Origin of the sequence: Rhizobium grahamii (assembly GCF_009498215.1) — a bacterium.
Lineage (GTDB): Bacteria > Pseudomonadota > Alphaproteobacteria > Rhizobiales > Rhizobiaceae > Rhizobium > Rhizobium grahamii_A.
The window spans coordinates 3,184,652-3,202,607 of record NZ_CP043498.1; the positions used below are offsets into that span (position 1 = coordinate 3,184,652).

Annotated in this window: 16 protein-coding genes and 1 pseudogene; 8 read left to right on the top strand and 9 right to left on the bottom strand. The window is 59.6% G+C overall.

Features of this window, described 5'->3' with window-relative positions; genetic code table 11:
* Window positions 1-7 precede the first annotated feature (7 nt).
* On the bottom strand, window positions 8-1,465 hold the full coding sequence (locus tag FZ934_RS15375) for an NCS1 family nucleobase:cation symporter-1 (RefSeq protein WP_153271778.1): 1,458 nt from the start codon (window positions 1,463-1,465) through the stop codon (window positions 8-10).
* A 345-nt stretch (window positions 1,466-1,810) separates the two neighbouring features.
* On the opposite strand from FZ934_RS15375, the gene rplS reads away from it, so the two are divergent.
* The 6 genes and pseudogenes from rplS (at window position 1,811) to FZ934_RS15410 (ending at window position 7,531) form a co-directional block, all read left to right on the top strand.
* Window positions 1,811-2,353 (top strand): 50S ribosomal protein L19, encoded by a 543-nt coding sequence (gene rplS, locus FZ934_RS15380; RefSeq protein WP_113360166.1) that lies wholly within the window; start codon window positions 1,811-1,813, stop codon window positions 2,351-2,353.
* A 180-nt stretch (window positions 2,354-2,533) separates the two neighbouring features.
* Window positions 2,534-3,412, top strand: a complete 879-nt coding sequence (locus FZ934_RS15385; protein WP_153271779.1) for an aldo/keto reductase family oxidoreductase — start codon at window positions 2,534-2,536, stop codon at window positions 3,410-3,412.
* 201 nt (window positions 3,413-3,613) lie between these two features.
* Window positions 3,614-4,411 (top strand): transporter substrate-binding domain-containing protein, encoded by a 798-nt coding sequence (locus FZ934_RS15390; RefSeq protein WP_153271780.1) that lies wholly within the window; start codon window positions 3,614-3,616, stop codon window positions 4,409-4,411.
* Window positions 4,412-4,433: 22 nt separating this feature from the next.
* Window positions 4,434-5,254: pseudogene (locus tag FZ934_RS15395) on the top strand (amino acid ABC transporter permease).
* A 239-nt stretch (window positions 5,255-5,493) separates the two neighbouring features.
* Complete coding sequence (leuC, locus tag FZ934_RS15405; protein ID WP_153271781.1) at window positions 5,494-6,903, top strand: 3-isopropylmalate dehydratase large subunit; 1,410 nt, start codon at window positions 5,494-5,496, stop codon at window positions 6,901-6,903.
* Between the two features lie 103 nt (window positions 6,904-7,006).
* Window positions 7,007-7,531 (top strand): SixA phosphatase family protein, encoded by a 525-nt coding sequence (locus tag FZ934_RS15410; protein ID WP_153271782.1) that lies wholly within the window; start codon window positions 7,007-7,009, stop codon window positions 7,529-7,531.
* A gap of 86 nt (window positions 7,532-7,617) precedes the next feature.
* On the opposite strand, the gene FZ934_RS15415 is transcribed toward FZ934_RS15410, so the two are convergent.
* Together FZ934_RS15415 and FZ934_RS15420 are read right to left on the bottom strand one after the other, a co-directional pair.
* A complete protein-coding gene (locus tag FZ934_RS15415; RefSeq protein WP_153271783.1) occupies window positions 7,618-8,448 on the bottom strand; it encodes an aldo/keto reductase in 831 nt (276 codons plus the stop codon).
* Window positions 8,449-8,584: 136 nt separating this feature from the next.
* Window positions 8,585-9,133 carry a L,D-transpeptidase family protein gene (locus tag FZ934_RS15420; protein ID WP_153271784.1) on the bottom strand — a complete coding sequence of 183 codons (549 nt, stop codon included), beginning with the start codon at window positions 9,131-9,133 and terminating at the stop codon, window positions 8,585-8,587.
* Between the two features lie 140 nt (window positions 9,134-9,273).
* Between FZ934_RS15420 and FZ934_RS15425 the strand changes: the two genes are divergently transcribed.
* Together FZ934_RS15425 and FZ934_RS15430 are read left to right on the top strand one after the other, a co-directional pair.
* Window positions 9,274-9,957, top strand: coding sequence for a response regulator transcription factor (locus FZ934_RS15425; protein ID WP_153271785.1), 684 nt, complete (start codon window positions 9,274-9,276; stop codon window positions 9,955-9,957).
* Entirely contained in the window at window positions 9,957-10,412 is a 456-nt protein-coding gene (locus tag FZ934_RS15430; RefSeq protein WP_153271786.1) for a cyclic nucleotide-binding domain-containing protein, read from the top strand. Before FZ934_RS15425 ends, FZ934_RS15430 begins: the two co-directional genes overlap by 1 nt.
* Before the next feature lie 5 nt (window positions 10,413-10,417).
* Here FZ934_RS15430 and xth read toward each other — a convergent pair whose 3' ends face one another.
* The 6 genes from xth to tesB form a co-directional block, all read right to left on the bottom strand.
* Window positions 10,418-11,221, bottom strand: a complete 804-nt coding sequence (gene xth, locus FZ934_RS15435; RefSeq protein WP_153271787.1) for an exodeoxyribonuclease III — start codon at window positions 11,219-11,221, stop codon at window positions 10,418-10,420.
* Window positions 11,222-11,343: 122 nt separating this feature from the next.
* Window positions 11,344-12,018, bottom strand: a complete 675-nt coding sequence (locus tag FZ934_RS15440; RefSeq protein ID WP_113360153.1) for an outer membrane lipoprotein carrier protein LolA — start codon at window positions 12,016-12,018, stop codon at window positions 11,344-11,346.
* A gap of 137 nt (window positions 12,019-12,155) precedes the next feature.
* Complete coding sequence (locus FZ934_RS15445) at window positions 12,156-14,828, bottom strand: FtsK/SpoIIIE family DNA translocase (RefSeq protein WP_153271788.1); 2,673 nt, start codon at window positions 14,826-14,828, stop codon at window positions 12,156-12,158.
* Window positions 14,829-15,068: 240 nt separating this feature from the next.
* Entirely contained in the window at window positions 15,069-16,433 is a 1,365-nt protein-coding gene (locus FZ934_RS15450) for an ammonium transporter (RefSeq protein ID WP_153271789.1), read from the bottom strand.
* 28 nt (window positions 16,434-16,461) lie between these two features.
* Window positions 16,462-16,812 (bottom strand): P-II family nitrogen regulator, encoded by a 351-nt coding sequence (locus FZ934_RS15455; RefSeq protein WP_065694547.1) that lies wholly within the window; start codon window positions 16,810-16,812, stop codon window positions 16,462-16,464.
* Window positions 16,813-17,023: 211 nt separating this feature from the next.
* Window positions 17,024-17,908, bottom strand: coding sequence for an acyl-CoA thioesterase II (gene tesB / locus FZ934_RS15460; protein WP_113360149.1), 885 nt, complete (start codon window positions 17,906-17,908; stop codon window positions 17,024-17,026).
* Between the last annotated feature and the right edge of the window lie 48 nt (window positions 17,909-17,956).

Here is a 17,956-nt window from a genome sequence, read left to right on the forward strand (position 1 = left end):
CATCTCGTTATCGGGACGCGGCGCCAACGGCCGAACCGCGTGCGCTCATCCGCAGCACGTAATAGACAGCACCGCCGATACCGACACCGAAGAACCATCCATAGGTCCCCCACCATTCAGGCAGGATCGACGTGAAGGTCGGCAGGATCGATGAGAACAGCGCGCCGATGATCAATGCGATGAAGGCATTGCCGTGCCAACCGTTCTGGAAGCGGAACTCGCCATTCTCCTGATAGAGATCCGCAACGTTCAGCTCGCCTTTCCGGATCAGATAGTAGTCAACCATCATGATCCCGAAGATCGGCCCCATCGTCGAACCGATGAAGTTCACGAAGTGAGCCGCACCGGTTTCCCACGGGGCAAACGGATAGAGCACCAGAGCGATCAGGGCTGCGATATAACCGCCCCGCTTGAAGCTGATCTGCCGGGGGAAGACATTCGAGAAGTCGAAGGCCGGCGAAACGAAGTTTGCCACCACGTTGATGCCGAGCGTTGCGACGGCGAACGTCAAGGCCGCAAGCAACGCCAGGAACCAGCTGTCGAACTTGGCCGAGATCGCTTCCGGATGCAGCAGCACTTCACCGTAGACGGTGAATGCAGCGGTCGTCGTCACGCCTGCGACGAGGCAGAACGCGAGCAGGTTGATCGGCAAACCCCAGAGATTGCCGGTGCGCAACGTCTTGGTGTCCTTGGCGTAACGCGAGAAATCGCAGAAGTTCAGATAGAGAGCCGCAAAGTAGGTGATCCAGGTCGCCGCGACCGCCGCAAGGGCCGGGAACGAGCCAGGCTCGTAAGAGATGCCCGCGTCCTTCGTCTTTTCGATCAGGACGTCGCGCGGGATCTCGCTGCCGAACGAGAAGGTCCCGGCCTTGACGACGAGATAGACCGCCAGAACCAGCATCATGATCCAGACGGCGGGGCCGGCCAGATCCTGGAACTTGCGGACCGTTTCCATGCCGCGCTGAATGATCAGAAGCTGCAGCGCCCAAATGATGACGTAGCAGATCACCTCAAGCGTGGAATGACCAAGCATGTGGCTGTTCTGGTGGAAGGCAAGAATGCTGTCGTTGCGGATGAGAAGCGCCACGATGGCGCCGGATGCCGCCGCGGTCTGTGCGCCATACCAGAAGCAGGCGACGACGGCGCGCACGAGAGCCGGAGCATTGGCGCCGAACGTGCCGAACGAGGCACGGGCGAGAACCGGGAACGGCACGCCCGTCTTCACCCCGGCATTGCCGACGAGACTCATCAAGAAGAAGATGACCAGCGAGCCGATGCCGATCGCGATCACGAAGTTGATGAAGCTGCCGCACAACAGGAAAAGGCTGGCGGCCAGATAATAACCCCATAGGCTGTGGACGTCTGATGTCCACACATTGAAGATGCTGAATGCGCCCCACTTCCTCTCCTCAGCGGGCGCCAGGTCCTCGTTATACAACGAGGGCGACGGATTGCTTATTGTCATTCATTCCCCTCCAGAACTCCCACGGATCACAATTTGATCCAAAAGCGAATCTGCTCCTCAGTTGTGCATTTGACAAATATTTAATCAAATGAGTCACAGGCTTGATGCCTTGTGCAGTCGCGGAAAGCCCTGTTTAACAGCCCGGCCGCTGAAATTTCCCGGCTGAAGGGGTGACAAAGCCTGCGCAATACGGTATGCGCACGCCCGGAATGGGAAAAATCCCATCAGCCACGTAAAGAAAAACAGACGAACTCGCTCCTGCCCTCACCGGCAAATATCTGAGGCTCGACCAAGGATAGATCGTTCAGAGCGCTCTGGCTGTTGAACCAACAAAGAGGTTGAGTCATGAACATCATTCAGCAGCTTGAGGCCGAACAGGTCGCCAAGATCGAAGCCCAGCGCAAGCTTCCGGAATTCTCCCCGGGCGACACCGTTCGCGTCAACGTGAAGGTCAAGGAAGGCAACCGTACCCGTGTACAGGCCTACGAAGGCGTTTGCATTGCTCGCTCCGGCGGCGGTCTGCAGGAGAACTTCACGGTTCGCAAGATCTCCTACGGCGAAGGCGTCGAGCGCGTATTCCCGATCTACTCCCCGGCAATCGAAAGCGTAGAAATCGTTCGCCGCGGTAAGGTCCGTCGCGCGAAGCTCTACTACCTGCGCGACCGTCGCGGCAAGTCGGCTCGTATCGTCGAGAACACCGGCACGCGCGCCCGCAAGCTGAACGACGCCGAGCGTCAGGCCCTGGCCGAGGAAAAGGCACGCATTGAAGCCGAAAAGGTTGCAGCAGCTCAGGCGCTCGCAGCCGAAAAGGCAGCACAGGAAGCCGCAGAAGCCAAAGCAGCAGCAGAAGCTGCAGCAGCGGCCGCAGCCGAGCCGGCAGCCGAATAAGTTTCAATCCTCAGGGATTGTTGAAAAGGCGACCTTCGGGTCGCCTTTTTTGTTGCGCGCAGCTGCCGGCCAATTCCACGAGCCATTGTCCGGAATTCCGAACAGCCCGTGCGGAATGCATGGCGTTATCAGCGGCGCTCGCCTGCCCTATGTCTACCCCGTCTTCAAAGGGAGCAGACAATGTCCAACCTCGAAAAATCGGGCACATTCACACTCGGCGACCGCACGGTGACGCGGCTCGGTTATGGCGCTATGCAACTGGCCGGCAAGGGTGTGTTCGGACCACCGAAAGACCGCGCCGAAGCCATAGCCGTTCTGCGTGAAGCCGTCGAAAGCGGCGTCAACCATATCGACACCAGCGACTTCTACGGCCCGCACGTCACCAACCAGATCATCCGGGAAGCCTTGCATCCTTACCGGGACGACCTCGTGATCGTCACCAAGATCGGAGCGACGCGCGGCCCCGACGCATCCTGGAACCCGGCCTTTTCGAAAGAGGCACTGACGCAGGCAATCCACGACAACCTGAAGAACCTCGGCCTCGATGTGATCGAGGTGGTCAATCTGCGCGCCATGTTCGATGTTCATGGACCCGCGGAAGGATCTCTCGAGGAGCCTCTCACGGTTCTCGCCGACCTTCAGCGCCAGGGCCTTGTCAAGCACATCGGCCTCTCCAACGTCACTGCCAAGCAGATTGCCGACGGACGAAAGATCACCGAGATCGTTTGCGTCCAGAACCAGTACAATCTTGCGCATCGGGAAGATGATGCGCTGATCGACCAGCTCGCCGCTCAACGGACGGCTTATGTGCCGTTCTTTCCGCTCGGGGGCTTCTCGCCGCTGCAATCCTCGACGCTTTCCGATGTTGCCGCCGATCTTGGCGCGACGCCGATGCAGGTTGCGCTTGCCTGGCTCCTGCAGCGCGCGCCGAACATTCTGCTGATACCCGGCACCTCGTCCCGCACCCATCTGAGGGAAAACCTCGCGGTCGCCGATATCACCTTGCCTGCCGCCGCGATCGAGAAATTGAACGGCATCGCATCGGCAAAAAGCAGCTAACTTTCGCGCCTTTGATGCAAGCATTGCCCTCCTGGACACGTGGCCGGCGATGCTTGCGATGCATCTCGCAAAAATCTTCGCAGGAAGCGGCGGTCTTTGGGCCGCCTTTTCTGTTTTTGGATGGCGACATGCGGCAATTCTCTTGCTATCCGCTTCGCAACTATGACAGGTTTCGCGAGCTTTATTTCGGGGAGATATTTAATGCCGTTCCGTCGCACCGTCCTTGCAGGACTGACCGCTCTCGTTCTGTCGCCGATCGCGACTTTTGCCGCTGACCTTCCCGACCTCAAGGGCAAGACGGTCGTTGTCGTTACTGAGAACGCCTACCCGCCGCTCCAGTTCGTCGATCCGAAGTCCGGCAAGGCAATCGGCTGGGAATATGACGCGATGAACGAGATCGCAAAGCGGCTGAATTTCAAGGTCGAGTACCAGAACACCAGCTGGGACGCGATGATCCAGGCCGTCTCCGACAACCAGTACAACATCGGCATGACCGGCATCACCATCAAGGACGATCGCAAGGCCAAGGTGGATTTCTCCGATCCCTACATGCGCTCGCAGCAGTTCATGCTGGTTCGTGGCGACGAGAAGCGCTTCAGTGACGCCAAGACCTTCGGCGCCTTCAACGATGGCCTCGTGGGCGCACAGCCCGGAACTTCGCCCTTCTACACCGCTGTCTACGAAATCCTCGACGGCAACGAACAGAACCCGCGCATCAAGCTCTTCGAAACCTTCGGCGCCACGGTTCAGGCCCTGAAGGCAGGCGACGTTGATGTCGTTCTTACCGATAGCGTCGCCGCCAAGGGCTATGTTGACGCATCGAGCGGCGGCCTCAAGGTCGTCGGCGGTCCGCTCGGCACCGAAGACTTCGGTTTCATCTTTCCGAAGGGCTCTGATCTTGTCGCGCCCGTCAACGCCGCCATCGCCAGCCTGAAGGCCGATGGCACGTTCGATGCGCTGAACAAGAAGTGGTTCCTCGACTACAAGATGGGCGAATGATCGCGCTTCCGACCACACTATGATGGCTCCGCAGCCGGCCCCCGGCGGGCATAGCAAGGGCGACTATCCTTGGTGGCTGGTCGCCCTCGTGGCGATCGGCCTCATCCTTGCCGCCGTCATCATCACCAACGACATCTACGCGCAGGTCTTCCGCACCGTCTTCAATGGCGTCGGCGTCACCATCTTCGTGACGCTGGTCGGCTTTACGCTTGCCACCATCCTTGGCCTCGGGATCGCACTGCTCGGGTTGTCGGACAGTGTCGTGCTGCGCCAGATCTCGCGTTTCTATGTCGAGGTCATCCGCGGCGTCCCGATGCTGGTGCTGCTCTTCTACGTCGCTTTCGTCGGCGCCCCGGCATCGTCGCGGCCTATAACGCCCTGATCACACCGCTGGTGCGACTGGAACTTGCCGAGCCGATCCTGGTGCGAGACTTCTCGCTGATGTGGCGCGCCATCATCGCGCTGATGATCGGCTATTCGTCGTTCATCGCCGAGGTCTTCCGCGCCGGCATCCAGTCTGTCGATCACGGACAGATCGAAGCCGCCAAGGCGCTCGGCCTCTCGCGCTACCACCGCTTTCGCTTCGTGATCTTCCCCCAGGCCGTGAAGGTGATCTTCCCGCCGCTCTCGAACGATTTCGTCGCCATGGTGAAGGACAGTTCGCTCGTCTCGGTGCTCGGCGTCTCCGATATCACCCAGATGGGAAAGATTTACGCCTCGGGTTCCTTCCGCTTCTTTGAAACCTACTCGATCGTCACCTACATCTATCTCATCCTGACGATCGGCCTGTCGCTTGCGTTGCGGCAAGTCGAGAAGCGGATGCGCAGGAGAGACCGGCGATAGCGGCATCATGATTCAAATTGCCGCCGTCGCCAAAAATTGATATGTGACGGTTCATGGAATCCAAGTTCAAGTGCATTGGAGCGCATATCTTCGTGCTGCAGGATCATTACCGCCTGCCGGCACGCTTCTTTGCGTCCGTATCCGGTGCACTCAACAGCCGACTTCGTTGATCGAATAACGGCCGGCGGCCCTACCGCCAAAACTCCATTCTCCATGCCTTAAAATACGGATTCAACGCCATGAGCGCACCGCGTACCCTCTACGACAAGATCTGGGACGATCACCTGGTTGACCAGCAGGACGACGGAACCTGTCTTCTCTACATCGACCGCCATCTGGTCCACGAAGTCACTTCGCCGCAGGCATTCGAAGGCCTGCGGATGACTCACCGCAAGGTCCGGGCACCGGAAAAGACGCTGGCAGTCGTCGACCACAACGTCCCGACCTCGCCCGATCGTCATCTCGGCATCAAGAACGAAGAAAGCCGCATCCAGGTCGAGCAGCTTGCCATCAACGCCGCCGAGTTCAACGTCGAGTACTACTCCGAGAACGACAAGCGCCAGGGCATCGTTCACATCGTCGGTCCCGAGCAGGGCTTTACCCTGCCTGGCATGACCATCGTCTGCGGCGATAGCCACACGTCGACCCACGGCGCTTTCGGCGCACTGGCGCATGGCATCGGCACCTCGGAAGTCGAGCACGTTCTCGCGACTCAGACGCTGATCCAGAAGAAGGCCAAGAACATGCTCGTGCGTGTCGATGGCGAACTTCCACCGCACGTCACGGCCAAGGATATCATCCTTGCCATCATCGGCGAGATCGGCACTGCCGGCGGCACGGGCCACGTCATCGAGTTCGCGGGCGAAGCGATCCGCGCGCTGTCGATGGAAGGCCGCATGACGATCTGCAACATGACGATCGAAGGCGGCGCCCGCGCCGGCCTGATCGCGCCTGACGAAAAGACCTTCGAATACATCAAGGGCAAGCCCCGCGCGCCGAAGGGCGAAACGCTGGAGCAGGCAATCGCCTACTGGAAGACGCTGCAGACCGACGAAGGCGCTCACTACGACCGCGTCGTCGTTCTCGACGCCGCTTCCCTGCCGCCGATCGTATCCTGGGGCTCCTCGCCGGAAGACGTCATCTCCGTTCAGGGCGTCGTTCCGAACCCGGACGAAATCCAGGAAGAAACGAAACGTGCTTCCAAGTGGCGTGCGCTCGACTACATGGGTCTGAAGCCGGGCACGCCGATCACCGAGATCAACATCGACCGCGTCTTCATCGGCTCCTGCACCAACGGCCGTATCGAAGATCTGCGCGAAGTCGCCAAGGTCGTCGACGGCAAGACCGTCGCATCGACCGTCAACGCCATGATCGTCCCGGGTTCCGGCCTCGTCAAGGAACAGGCGGAAGCGGAAGGCCTGGACAAGATCTTCAAGGCTGCCGGTTTCGACTGGCGCGAGCCGGGTTGCTCGATGTGTCTTGCCATGAACGACGACCGCCTGAAGCCGGGCGAACGTTGCGCTTCGACCTCGAATCGCAACTTTGAAGGCCGCCAGGGCTTCAAGGGCCGCACGCACCTTGTTTCTCCGGCAATGGCAGCGGCAGCAGCGATTGCCGGCCACTTCGTCGACATCCGCGACTGGAACTAATCGAAACTGCCTCTCCCCTTTGGGGAGAGGCGCCCTTCTCCGGGCTTTTACATAAGTCGTCGCCGTAGCGGCACGCCTGAGGCCGCCAATTTCGGATAGGCCTATGAGCAGCAAACAGAACTCGCGCCATCTCTATCTGCTCCGCCACGCGAAATCGGCCTGGCCTGAAGGCATTGACGACCATGATCGCCCACTCGCCGAACGCGGCCGAAAAGCTGTGCCTCTGATCGCTGCCTTTATGGCCGATCACAAGATTCGCCCAGACCTTGCGCTGGTATCCACCGCACGGCGCACCCAGGAAACCTGGGATCTCCTCGCCGCCAACCTTGCGAAAGCTCCGACAAAACGTGACGCCGCCGATCTCTACGAGGCCGACGCAAGTGCCATCGCCACCTTGCTGCGATCCATCGACCCATCCGTCGAAAGCCTGCTGGTCATCGGCCACAATCCCGGCCTTCAGGATTTTGCACTGGATCTCGTCGGCGGGGGCGAGACGGGGGCGCGAACGCGTATGGCCGAGAAATTTCCGACTGCTGGACTTGCCGTGATCCGTATAGGAGCATGGCAGTCCTTGTCACCGGCAAGTGGTCACCTTGAAGCGTTCGTGACCCCACGCATGCTTGGCTGAAGTCGCGAAATCGCCCGCGACCTCAGAATCTTTTGTGAGCTCTTGGTGTGATTGGAGGGGCGACGCTGTCCGCCGTCCCAGCCGCATCAGAAAGTTGCCGTCTTCGGGTCTGGACCCATGCGAGCCCCGATATCATCGAGCTTGGCAATCGCCGCCATGTCGTCATCATCAAGCGCGAAGTCGAACACCTGAAAGTTCTCTTCGATGCGCGACGGCGTGATGGACTTGGGGATCACCACCAGCCCGCTGTCCATGTGCCAGCGAATGATTGTCTGGGCCGGCGTTTTTCCGTGCTTCTTGGCAATGCCGCCGATGACGGGATGGTCGATCAGCTTGCCCTGGCCGAGGGGGCTCCAGGATTGTGTCGCGATATCAAGCTTCTTGTGCGCGGCCTGCGAAGCCTTCTGCTGAAAGTCGGGATGAAGTTCGATCTGATTGATGACAGGAACGACGCCCGTTTCGGCAACAAGGCGGTCGATATGTTCCGGATAGAAATTCGATACGCCGATCGACCGGGCGCGCCCATCCTTCTTCAGCTGGATGAACGCCTTCCACGTATCCACGTAGCGGTTGCGCGTCGGCGCCGGCCAGTGAATGAGGTAGAGGTCCACATAATCGGTCCCGAGGCGCTTCAGGCTCTTGTCGAATGCCGTCAGCGTCGCATCGTAGCCCTGGTTGTCATTCCAGAGCTTGGTGGTCAGGAAAATGTCGCTCCGCGGCACGCCGGACGACTTGATACCCTCCCCGACCCCGTCTTCGTTCTCATAGATGGCGGCGGTATCGACGTGACGATAGCCGGCTGCAATTGCTGTGCGGACGGTCGGCGCCGCAATATCGGCGGGCGTGCGCCACACACCGAGGCCGACCTGCGGAATAGTGTTTCCATCGTGGAAGGTAATGACGGATTGTTGTGCCACTTTTGTCTCTCCAAAAACTCAGAATTGCACGGGCTTGTTTGAGCTCGTCATGCAACGGCTTCCCTGCGCGCGTGAAAGCCCCGACGCGGGTCGAGACGCATATAGGTCGCCAATCGTCCTTTATCATCCCCCAACTCTAGAGAACGCGAACGACCGTGCCCTTGCGGATAAAAGGTAGCAGACGGCGCATGTCACGCGGATGAACGGCGACGCAGCCGGCAGTCGGTTCATAGCCGGGTTTGATCATATGAAAGAAGATCGCCGAGCCGCGATTGCGGGCCCGTGAACGGACATTCCAATCGAGGACTAGACAGACATCATAAAGGCCATCGGCTCGCTTCATCTCCTCGTGGCTCGGCCGGAACGGTGCCTTGACGAGACGATTGTAGCTCGGATGATCCGGCTGGTCGCACCAGAGCATCTCGGCACCGATGCGGCGCAGCGACAGGGGCGTCTGAAGGCGCAGCGGCTTCTCCCCGCGACGAAAGCCATGAAGGACCTTCATCGAGGCAACCGGAGTGGCTCCGTCCCCCTCCAGCTTGGTGACGGTTCGGCCCGAGCGACCGATGGCAGCCGGGATCCTTAGCGTATCGAATTGGATCAAAGCGCGGCTTTTATTGCGCGGTGCGGGACGAACGATAATCATCGTTGACTGTATAGTTCGCGACCGCCTTGTTTTTTCCATCTTTCTCACATGTCTTTGCATTGCTTGGGGATCGATTGAAATCATATAGCAGAATATACGACAACGCTTGGTCTTCCGATCTTTGCCAATGATCGAAATTGGCGTAGGACTAGGAAGCCGAAGGTGAGGATTTGAGCCGCATGACCGCACGCACCATCCTTCTGGTGGATGACGACGACGACCTCCGCGAGACCCTCACGGAGCAGCTTTCCCTGTACGACGAGTTTACGGTTCTCCAGGAGACGACAGCCACTAAGGGCGTCGAGAAAGCGCGCGCGACACCGATCGATCTCCTGATCATGGACGTTGGTTTGCCGGATATGGATGGTCGCGAAGCGGTGAAGCTTTTGCGTAAGGGCGGCCTGAAGGCGCCGATCATCATGCTGACCGGTCACGATACCGACTCCGACACGATCCTCGGCCTGGAAGCGGGCGCCAACGACTATGTCACGAAGCCGTTCCGGTTCGCGGTGCTTCTAGCCCGTATCCGCGTGCAGCTTCGTCAGCACGAGCAGAGCGAAGACGCGACCTTCAACGTCGGTCCGTATGTGTTCAAGCCGAGCCAGAAGCTGCTGACCATGGAAAACGGCCAGAAGATCCGGCTCACCGAGAAAGAGGCGGCGATTATTCGCTATCTCTACCGGGCGGAGCAGAAGGTCGTCACCCGTGACGTGCTGCTCGAGGAAGTCTGGGGCTACAATTCCGGCGTCACGACGCACACCCTGGAGACCCACGTCTATCGCCTGCGTCAGAAGATTGAGCGCGATCCCTCCAACGCCGAAATTCTGGTAACGGAAAACGGCGGCTACAAGATCATTCCCTAATGGCTCTTAACGACGATATCCGACTGCTGTCGCAGATACCCCTCTTCGGCGGCATGTCGGAAGATCAGCTGCGACTGATCGCTTTCGGCGCCGATCGTCGGGTCGTTTCAAGCGGGCAGATGCTGTTCCGGGAAGGCTCCCCCGCAGAGAGCGCCTACGTCGTTCTCAGCGGGCGCATCGAACTCAGCCGCACAGGTCGTGACGGGCAGCCCGAGGTCCAGGCGATGGTGGGCGCCGGGACGCTACTGTCCGAGCTGGCTCTGATCACTCTGGTCGAACGCAAGTTCACGGCAGTCGCGACGGAGGATACCGGGATCATCAGGATCACCCGTCCGCTCTTCCATCGTCTGATCGAGGAATACCCCGACGCCGCGCTGCTGATCGAGAACCGAATTCGCGACAACATTGCATCACTAGCCGCCAAGGCGGCAGCGGAACTTCACCGCTTCGCCTGACAGCCTCAGAAATCGAAGTGCGCGGTCACCGGAACGTGGTCGGACGGACGATCCCAGCCGCGCGCTTCCTTGAGGATCTCGATGCGCTGCAGATGCGGCCCCAGATCCTGCGATGACCAGATGTGGTCGAGACGGCGACCGCGGTCGGCGGCCTCCCAGTCCTTGGCGCGATAGCTCCACCACGTATAGAGCTTCTCGTTTTCCGGAACGTGGTGCCGCATCAGATCGAGCCAGGCGCCGCGGCGCATGATTTCCAACAGTCCTTCGGTCTCGACGGGCGTATGGCTGACGATCTTCAGCAACTGCTTGTGCGACCAGACATCGTGTTCCAGCGGCGCGATGTTCAGGTCGCCGACGAGGATCGCCGAGGTGTTCGCCTCGCCATTTGCCTTCAGCAACTTCATTTCCTCGATGAAGTCGAGCTTGTGGCCGAATTTCGGATTGATGGCACGATCGGGCTCATCGCCGCCGGCCGGCACATAGAAGTTATGAAGCCGCACCCGCCTGCCGCCGCGTTCGAACACAGCCGAGATGTGGCGTGCGTCTCCGACCTTGCAGTAATCCTGCCGGTGGTCTTCCGTCAGTGGAATGCGCGAGGCGATCGCGACACCATGATAGCCCTTCTGGCCATGGATGATGATGTGCTCGTAGCCCATGGCACGCAGCGGCGCCGCCGGGAAAAGCTCGTTTGGAACCTTGGTTTCCTGCAGGCAGAGGATATCGGGTTTATGCTTGAGAACGAACTGCTCGACGATCGGCATGCGCAGCCGGACAGAATTGATATTCCAGGTGGTAATCGAGAAGCTCATGCGGACACCCTTGAGACGCGTTCGGTCTTGCCTTTAGAGCAAAGATCGAGCCGAGGGAACGCGGGCGCGCAAAGAAAAAGCGCCCCAGGAGGGGCGCCTCAGAAACGTTTCGTGGCGTAGAATTAGTCGCGGTACGCGGCTGTACCCGGGATCACCTCGTAGGGCACCTTGAACACCTTGTCGTCGAACTGCACACCGGTCTTCACGTTGAACACCATGACTGAGGTGTCCTTGCCCTGGTTGTCGGTGATCGTCCACTGCCGCAGGTCGTAGGTTTTCGGGTCGAACATCATAGTGATCGTTGAATTGCCGAAGACCGTGCTGTTGCCGAGCGCGATGGTCGTCAGATCCGACTCTTCCTTGACGCTTTTCACCGAACCAGCCGAGAGGTCGATACGCTGCGCCAGAAGCAGGCTGAGCGGTGTCTTGGACAGCGGATAAAGATCCCAGGTCTTCAGCTTCATGTTGCCGATCGCAACGTTCTTGCCGTCGGCAATCACCCGGATCGGCGACGGGTCGTCATAGTTGAAGCGCAGCTTGCCGGGGCGCTGGATAAAGAACTTGCCGCCCGTCTGCTCGCCCCGCGGACCGAACTGGACGAACTCGCCCTGCATGGTCGCGACGCTGGAGAAGTGGTCCGCGATCGCTTGTGCGGTAGCGTTGTTGGATGCAGCAGCCGCTGCCTGCGCAAAAAGATTGACCGGCAAGGCAGTGGACGCCGCAGCGACAGCCATGGCGCCCAGCATATGGCGCCGCGTCAGCAGAATGCGATCCAGGAAGGAATCGGAGTTGGTCATTTAAGTCTCCTTTATGCAGTCTGAATGCTGTCGAAACGCGGCGTCTTCAAGGCGTGTTCAAGGAACCGCCAAAGCTAACGTTTTCAGAGCGATCAGGTTTCCGTGAAGTCCGCTGCGGCATGAAAAAAGTCGGACGCTCAACGGTCGAGAACATCACCATCGGTCGGAACCAGGATCTCTCGCTTCCCGGCATGGTTCGCCGGGCCGATGATACCTTCCTGCTCCATCCGCTCGATCAGCGATGCGGCTCTGTTGTAGCCGATGCCAAGTCTTCGCTGAATATACGACGTCGATGCCTTTCCGTCACGCAGAACGATGGCCACCGCCTGATCATAGGGATCATCAGAATCGCTGAGGTTGGAGGTACCCGCAGGCCCGCCGCCGTACTCGCCGTCTTCGTCGTCATCCGCGGTGATGGCATCGAGATACTGAGGCGATCCTTGCGTCTTAAGGTAGGAGACGATCTCCTCGACTTCCATGTCGGCGACAAACGGACCGTGGACGCGCTGGATGCGGCCGCCGCCTGCCATGTAGAGCATGTCGCCCATGCCGAGCAGCTGTTCTGCGCCCTGTTCGCCAAGGATGGTGCGGCTGTCGATCTTCGAGGTCACCTGGAAGGAGATACGGGTCGGGAAGTTGGCCTTGATCGTGCCGGTGATGACGTCGACCGATGGGCGCTGCGTTGCCATAATCACGTGGATGCCGGCCGCGCGCGCCATCTGTGCCAAGCGCTGAACCGCGCCTTCGATATCCTTGCCGGCGACCATCATCAGGTCGGCCATTTCGTCGATGATGACGACGATATAAGGCATCGGCTGCAGATCGAACTCTTCCGTCTCGTACATCGCCTCGCCCGTCTGCCGGTCGAAACCAGTCTGGACGGTGCGCGAAATCACTTCGCCCTTGGCAAGCGCCTGCTCGACGCGGCTGTTGAAGCCATCGATGTTGCGGACACCGATCTTCGACATCTTCTTGTAGCGCTCTTCCATCTCGCGGACGGTCCACTTGAGCGCGACGACAGCCTTCTTCGGATCCGTCACGACGGGCGACAGAAGATGCGGGATCCCGTCATAGACCGACAGTTCCAGCATCTTTGGATCGATCATGATCAGGCGGCATTGCTCCGGCGTCATGCGATAGAGCAGCGAGAGGATCATCGTGTTGATGGCAACGGACTTACCCGAGCCGGTCGTCCCGGCGACGAGAAGATGCGGCATCTTCGCCAGATCGGCGATGACGGCCTCGCCGCCGATCGTCTTGCCGAGAGCCATTGCAAGCTTCGCCTTCGAACTCTCGAAATCACGCGATGCGATCAGCTCGCGAAGGTACACCGTCTCACGCGTTGAATTCGGCAGTTCGATACCGATGGCGTTGCGACCGGGCACGACGGCGACGCGCGCGGCAATCGCGCTCATCGAGCGGGCGATATCGTCGGCAAGGCCGATGACGCGCGACGACTTGATGCCCGGAGCAGGCTCCAGTTCGTAGAGAGTAACCACAGGACCCGGGCGGACGTGAATGATCTCGCCCTTGACGCCGAAGTCTTCAAGCACGCCCTCGAGCATACGCGCATTCTGCTCCAGCGCATCCGCCGACAGAGTGGAGTCACGCACGACATTCTTCGGCTCTGCAAGCAGATGCATGGAAGGAAGCTGGAAACCCTCGGGACGAATGAACGATCCCTGTTGCTCGCGATCCGAACGAGCGCCCGGCTTCGGGCGGCCTGCAGGCTGCGAAACTCTTGGCTGCGCCTTGCCACCGGCCTGTTTCGCCGGCGCACGCATCATCCAGTCGTCATCATCAGGCAGGATATCGGCGGGGCGCGGAGGCATATCGGCGTCGAACGCGCCGTCGTCATCCTCGTCGTCATCATTGAGCGAGATCGAAGGAGCGGAAACGATCCTGCGTTGCGAGGCGGCGCGCGGCTCCATCGACGGATCCATCCGTTCGCCACGTGCCGACGGCGCCTTGGCGCGAACGGGCTCGTTCATCTTGCCGAATTCGTCATCATTGAAATCATACGGCGATTCGAAATCGTCGTGCTGGCGCTTACGCGGCTTTATACCGAAAAGCCGCCGCATGCGCGCCTGGCTCATGTACCAGGCATGGGTCAGCGCACCGAATGCAAGCCAGCCGCCACCGTCATCATCTTCGTCTTCGTCGTCACCGACCGAACGAAGCTTCGAACGGCTTGCCTCATACTGCTCGGCTTCGTCCTCGGCCTCTTCTTCTTCCGTGCGCCCGACGAGACCCGCTGCAAACAGCATCATCCACGCTGTCGGAGCCGCAAACACGCAGCCGACGGCGGTCGCGAACGCGCCGGTCGGATATGCGCCGACAAAGAGCGCCGGAAACCGCAGGATCATGTCGCCGATCACGCCACCGATGCCGTTCGGAATCGGCCAAGTCAGCGGCGGAGGAAAACAGCCGAGTACAGCGGAAGCAAGGACGGATCCGAGACCCCAGGCAGCTGCCCTAGCAGGAATCCGGCTAAGCCGGCGTCCCGAGATGAGAGCGAGTGCCCAAGCGACCACAGGCAGCAATGCCACCACGCTCGCCAGGCCGAAGAACTGCATCAGGATATCGGCAAACGCCGCGCCGCCGTAGCCCAGCACGTTGGTCGGCTCGTTGCCGGTCGCGTAGGAATAGCTGGGATCGGCCACATTCCACGTCGCAAGTGCTGCAATCGCAAGTGCGAGCAGCAGAAAGATAGCGAAGCCCAAAAGGGTCTGAACCTGTCGGAACATGAACCCCGACAGGGAGAAACGTTCCGGCCGGCCATCCATTGCTGGCGATGTGCTTCTTGCCATGTGTTTACCCGTCCAATGCCTGGAAAGCGTGCGAATCGCGAAACGGTTCGCGCCCAATGCGTCCGCTCTACCTAATCAAAGGACGGTTAAAGCGATGTTAACCATGCGGTACCCACATCTTGCATCACACAAATAAAAAGGCCCGAACCATGGAGGCTCGGGCCAAAGGCGGCTTAAGCTTGACGAATAAGCCGCGACGGGATGTTCAGCGGCGCCTGGATCAGGCGCCGCAAGCTCTTGTCAAGAGTGGTAAGCGGCTTCGCCGTGCGTTGCGAGATCGAGACCTTCGCGCTCGGCTTCGACCGTAACACGCAGGCCGACGATGATGTCGACGACCTTGTAGAGGATCGCAGAGCCGATACCGCACCAGATGATGGTGGTGAGGATCGCCGTCAGCTGCGTAACGACCTGGCCGCTCATGGTAACGCCTTCGGCATAGCCGACGCCACCGAGGGAAGCACTGGCGAATACGCCGGTCGCGATTGCGCCGAACATGCCGCCGATGCCGTGGACGCCGAATACGTCAGCCGTATCGTCGTAGCCGAACTTGTTCTTTACGACAGAGACGAAGAAGTAGCAAAGTGGCGAAACGAGCAGACCCATGACGATCGCGCCCATCGGACCAACGATACCGGCAGCAGGCGTGATGGCAACCAGACCGGCAACCATACCGGAAGCGCCGCCGAGCATCGAAGCCTTGCCGCGAGTAAGCGTTTCAACGCCGGCCCACGAAACGATGGCAGCAGCCGTGGCGATGAAGGTGTTGACCGTTGCAAGCATTGCACCGCCAGAAGCTTCGAGGTTGGAGCCAGCGTTGAAGCCGAACCAGCCGAACCACAGCATGGATGCACCGACCATGGTCAGCGTCATCGAGTGCGGAGCCATCATGTCCTTGCCGTAGCCAGTGCGCTTGCCGACCATGATCGCGCCGATCAGACCAGCAACGCCGGCGTTGATGTGAACGACCGTGCCACCAGCAAAGTCGAGAGCGCCCATCTTGAAGAGCAGGCCGTTTGCGTCCCAGACCATGTGAGCGATCGGGAAGTAGACGAACGTTGCCCACAATGCGCAGAACAGCACGACTGCCGAGAACTTGATGCGCTCGGCAAAGGCGCCGACGATCAGGGCAGGCGTGATGGCGGCGAAGGTCATCTGGAACATCGCGAAGATGAACTCAGGAATGACGACGCCCTGCGAGAAGGTCGCTGCCGTCGAGTCTTTCGTTACGCCAGCGAGGAAGAGCTTGGCCGTACCGCCCCAATAGGGGCTGTCGGAACCGCCGAATGCGAAGGAGTAGCCGTAGATGACCCAGATGAGCATCAGAACGGCGGCAACCATCGTGCACTGCATCAGAACCGAAAGCATGTTCTTCGCACGGACGAGGCCGCCGTAGAACAGAGCGAGGCCCGGCAGGATCATGAAGAGAACGAGCAGGGTGGAAATGAACATGAAGGCGGTGTCGCCCTTGTCCGGAACCGGAGCGGCAGCAGCAGCCGGAGCAGCCGTGGTGGCTGCATCCTGCGCGAAGGCAACGACCGGCGCGAGGAGCGCAGCGGACGCAGCGCCGAGACGCGCAAAATGAGAAGAAAACTTCGAAATTGACATTGGAAAAAAGCTCCTTGCTCAGCCGTTCTTACAGCGCTTCTGAATCGGTTTCGCCCGTACGGATGCGCACGGCATGGTCGATCGAATAGACGAAGATCTTGCCGTCGCCGATCTGGCCGGTCTTGGCCGACGACGCGATGGCTTCAACCGCCTTGTCGACGAGTTCGGACGCGACGGCGATTTCGATCTTGAGCTTCGGCAGGAAGCTGACCGCGTACTCGGTGCCGCGATAAATTTCGGTATGTCCCTTCTGGCGCCCGTATCCCTTTACTTCGGTTACGGTCAGGCCCTGAATGCCGATTGCCGTGAGGGCCTCGCGGACCTCATCGAGCTTGAACGGCTTGATAATGGCCATCACAATTTTCATCTGGTTTCCCATCCTTCGTTATCCTCGGCGCGGAGCCGACTCTCCTTGCCGCTGACGTTCAACGAACAGCGACCGGCGATATACATTCAAGGGGCGTGCCAGATTCGAGACGAAAACTAAGTTATTGAAAAATAAAGGTTATAAAATGCGTAGCCAATAATGAGGCAAATGATCGCGCGATAACCGCTTAAAAAATATCCAAATGTGCAAATATGCACATAAATTATTCATTTGCCCTTTTACGAATCAGGCCTTCCTGAGCGACCGACGCAATCAGAACACCATCTCGCGTAAAGAGACTACCGCGCGTCAGCCCTCGCGCTCCGGATGCGGAAGGACTGTCCTGCGTGAACAACAACCAATCGTCGAACCGTATCGGCCGGTGAAACCACATGGAATGATCAAGGCTTGCCACCTGTATTGTCTGATCAAAGATCGACGTTCCGTGCGGATAAAGCGAGGTATCGAGCAGCGTCATATCCGACAGGTAGGCGAGTACCGAGGCCTGGTAGAGCCGATCATCCGGCACCGGCCCCGTCGCACGCACCCAGACATGCTGCACCGGATCGAGCTTCTTGTCCGAAAAGTAGTGGGTCAGCGATACCGGGCGAATCTCGATCGGTCGCTCACGCTCCCAGTATTTGCGGATCGCAGCCGGTGCATTTGCAAGATATTGCCTGGCGATCTGCTGCTCGTCGAGCAGCGTCTCAGGCATGGGTATATCAGGCATGGTGATCTGGTGATCGAAACCCGGCTCCTCGATCTGGAAAGAAGCCGAAAGCGCGAAGATTGCCTTTCCGTGTTGGATGGCGACAACCCGGCGCGTGTTGAAGCTGGAACCGTCGCGAATGCGCTCGACCTGATAGACGATAGGCACCGAAGGATCGCCCGGTCGCATGAAGTAGGCATGCAGCGAATGCACGAGACGCTCGCGCTCGACGGTTCGCTGCGCCGCCATCAGCGCCTGCGCGATGACCTGGCCTCCAAACACACGCTGCCAACCGACCTGCGGACTGACACCGCGGAAAATGTCCACCTCGATCGGCTCAAGGTCGAGCGTCGACAGAAGCGTCTCCATTGCCGTCGGCTTTTCGGTGTTGTGCGTCATTTTGTAAGGCTCCGGACGTAGGAAGTGCGGTGCCGATGATCTATATAG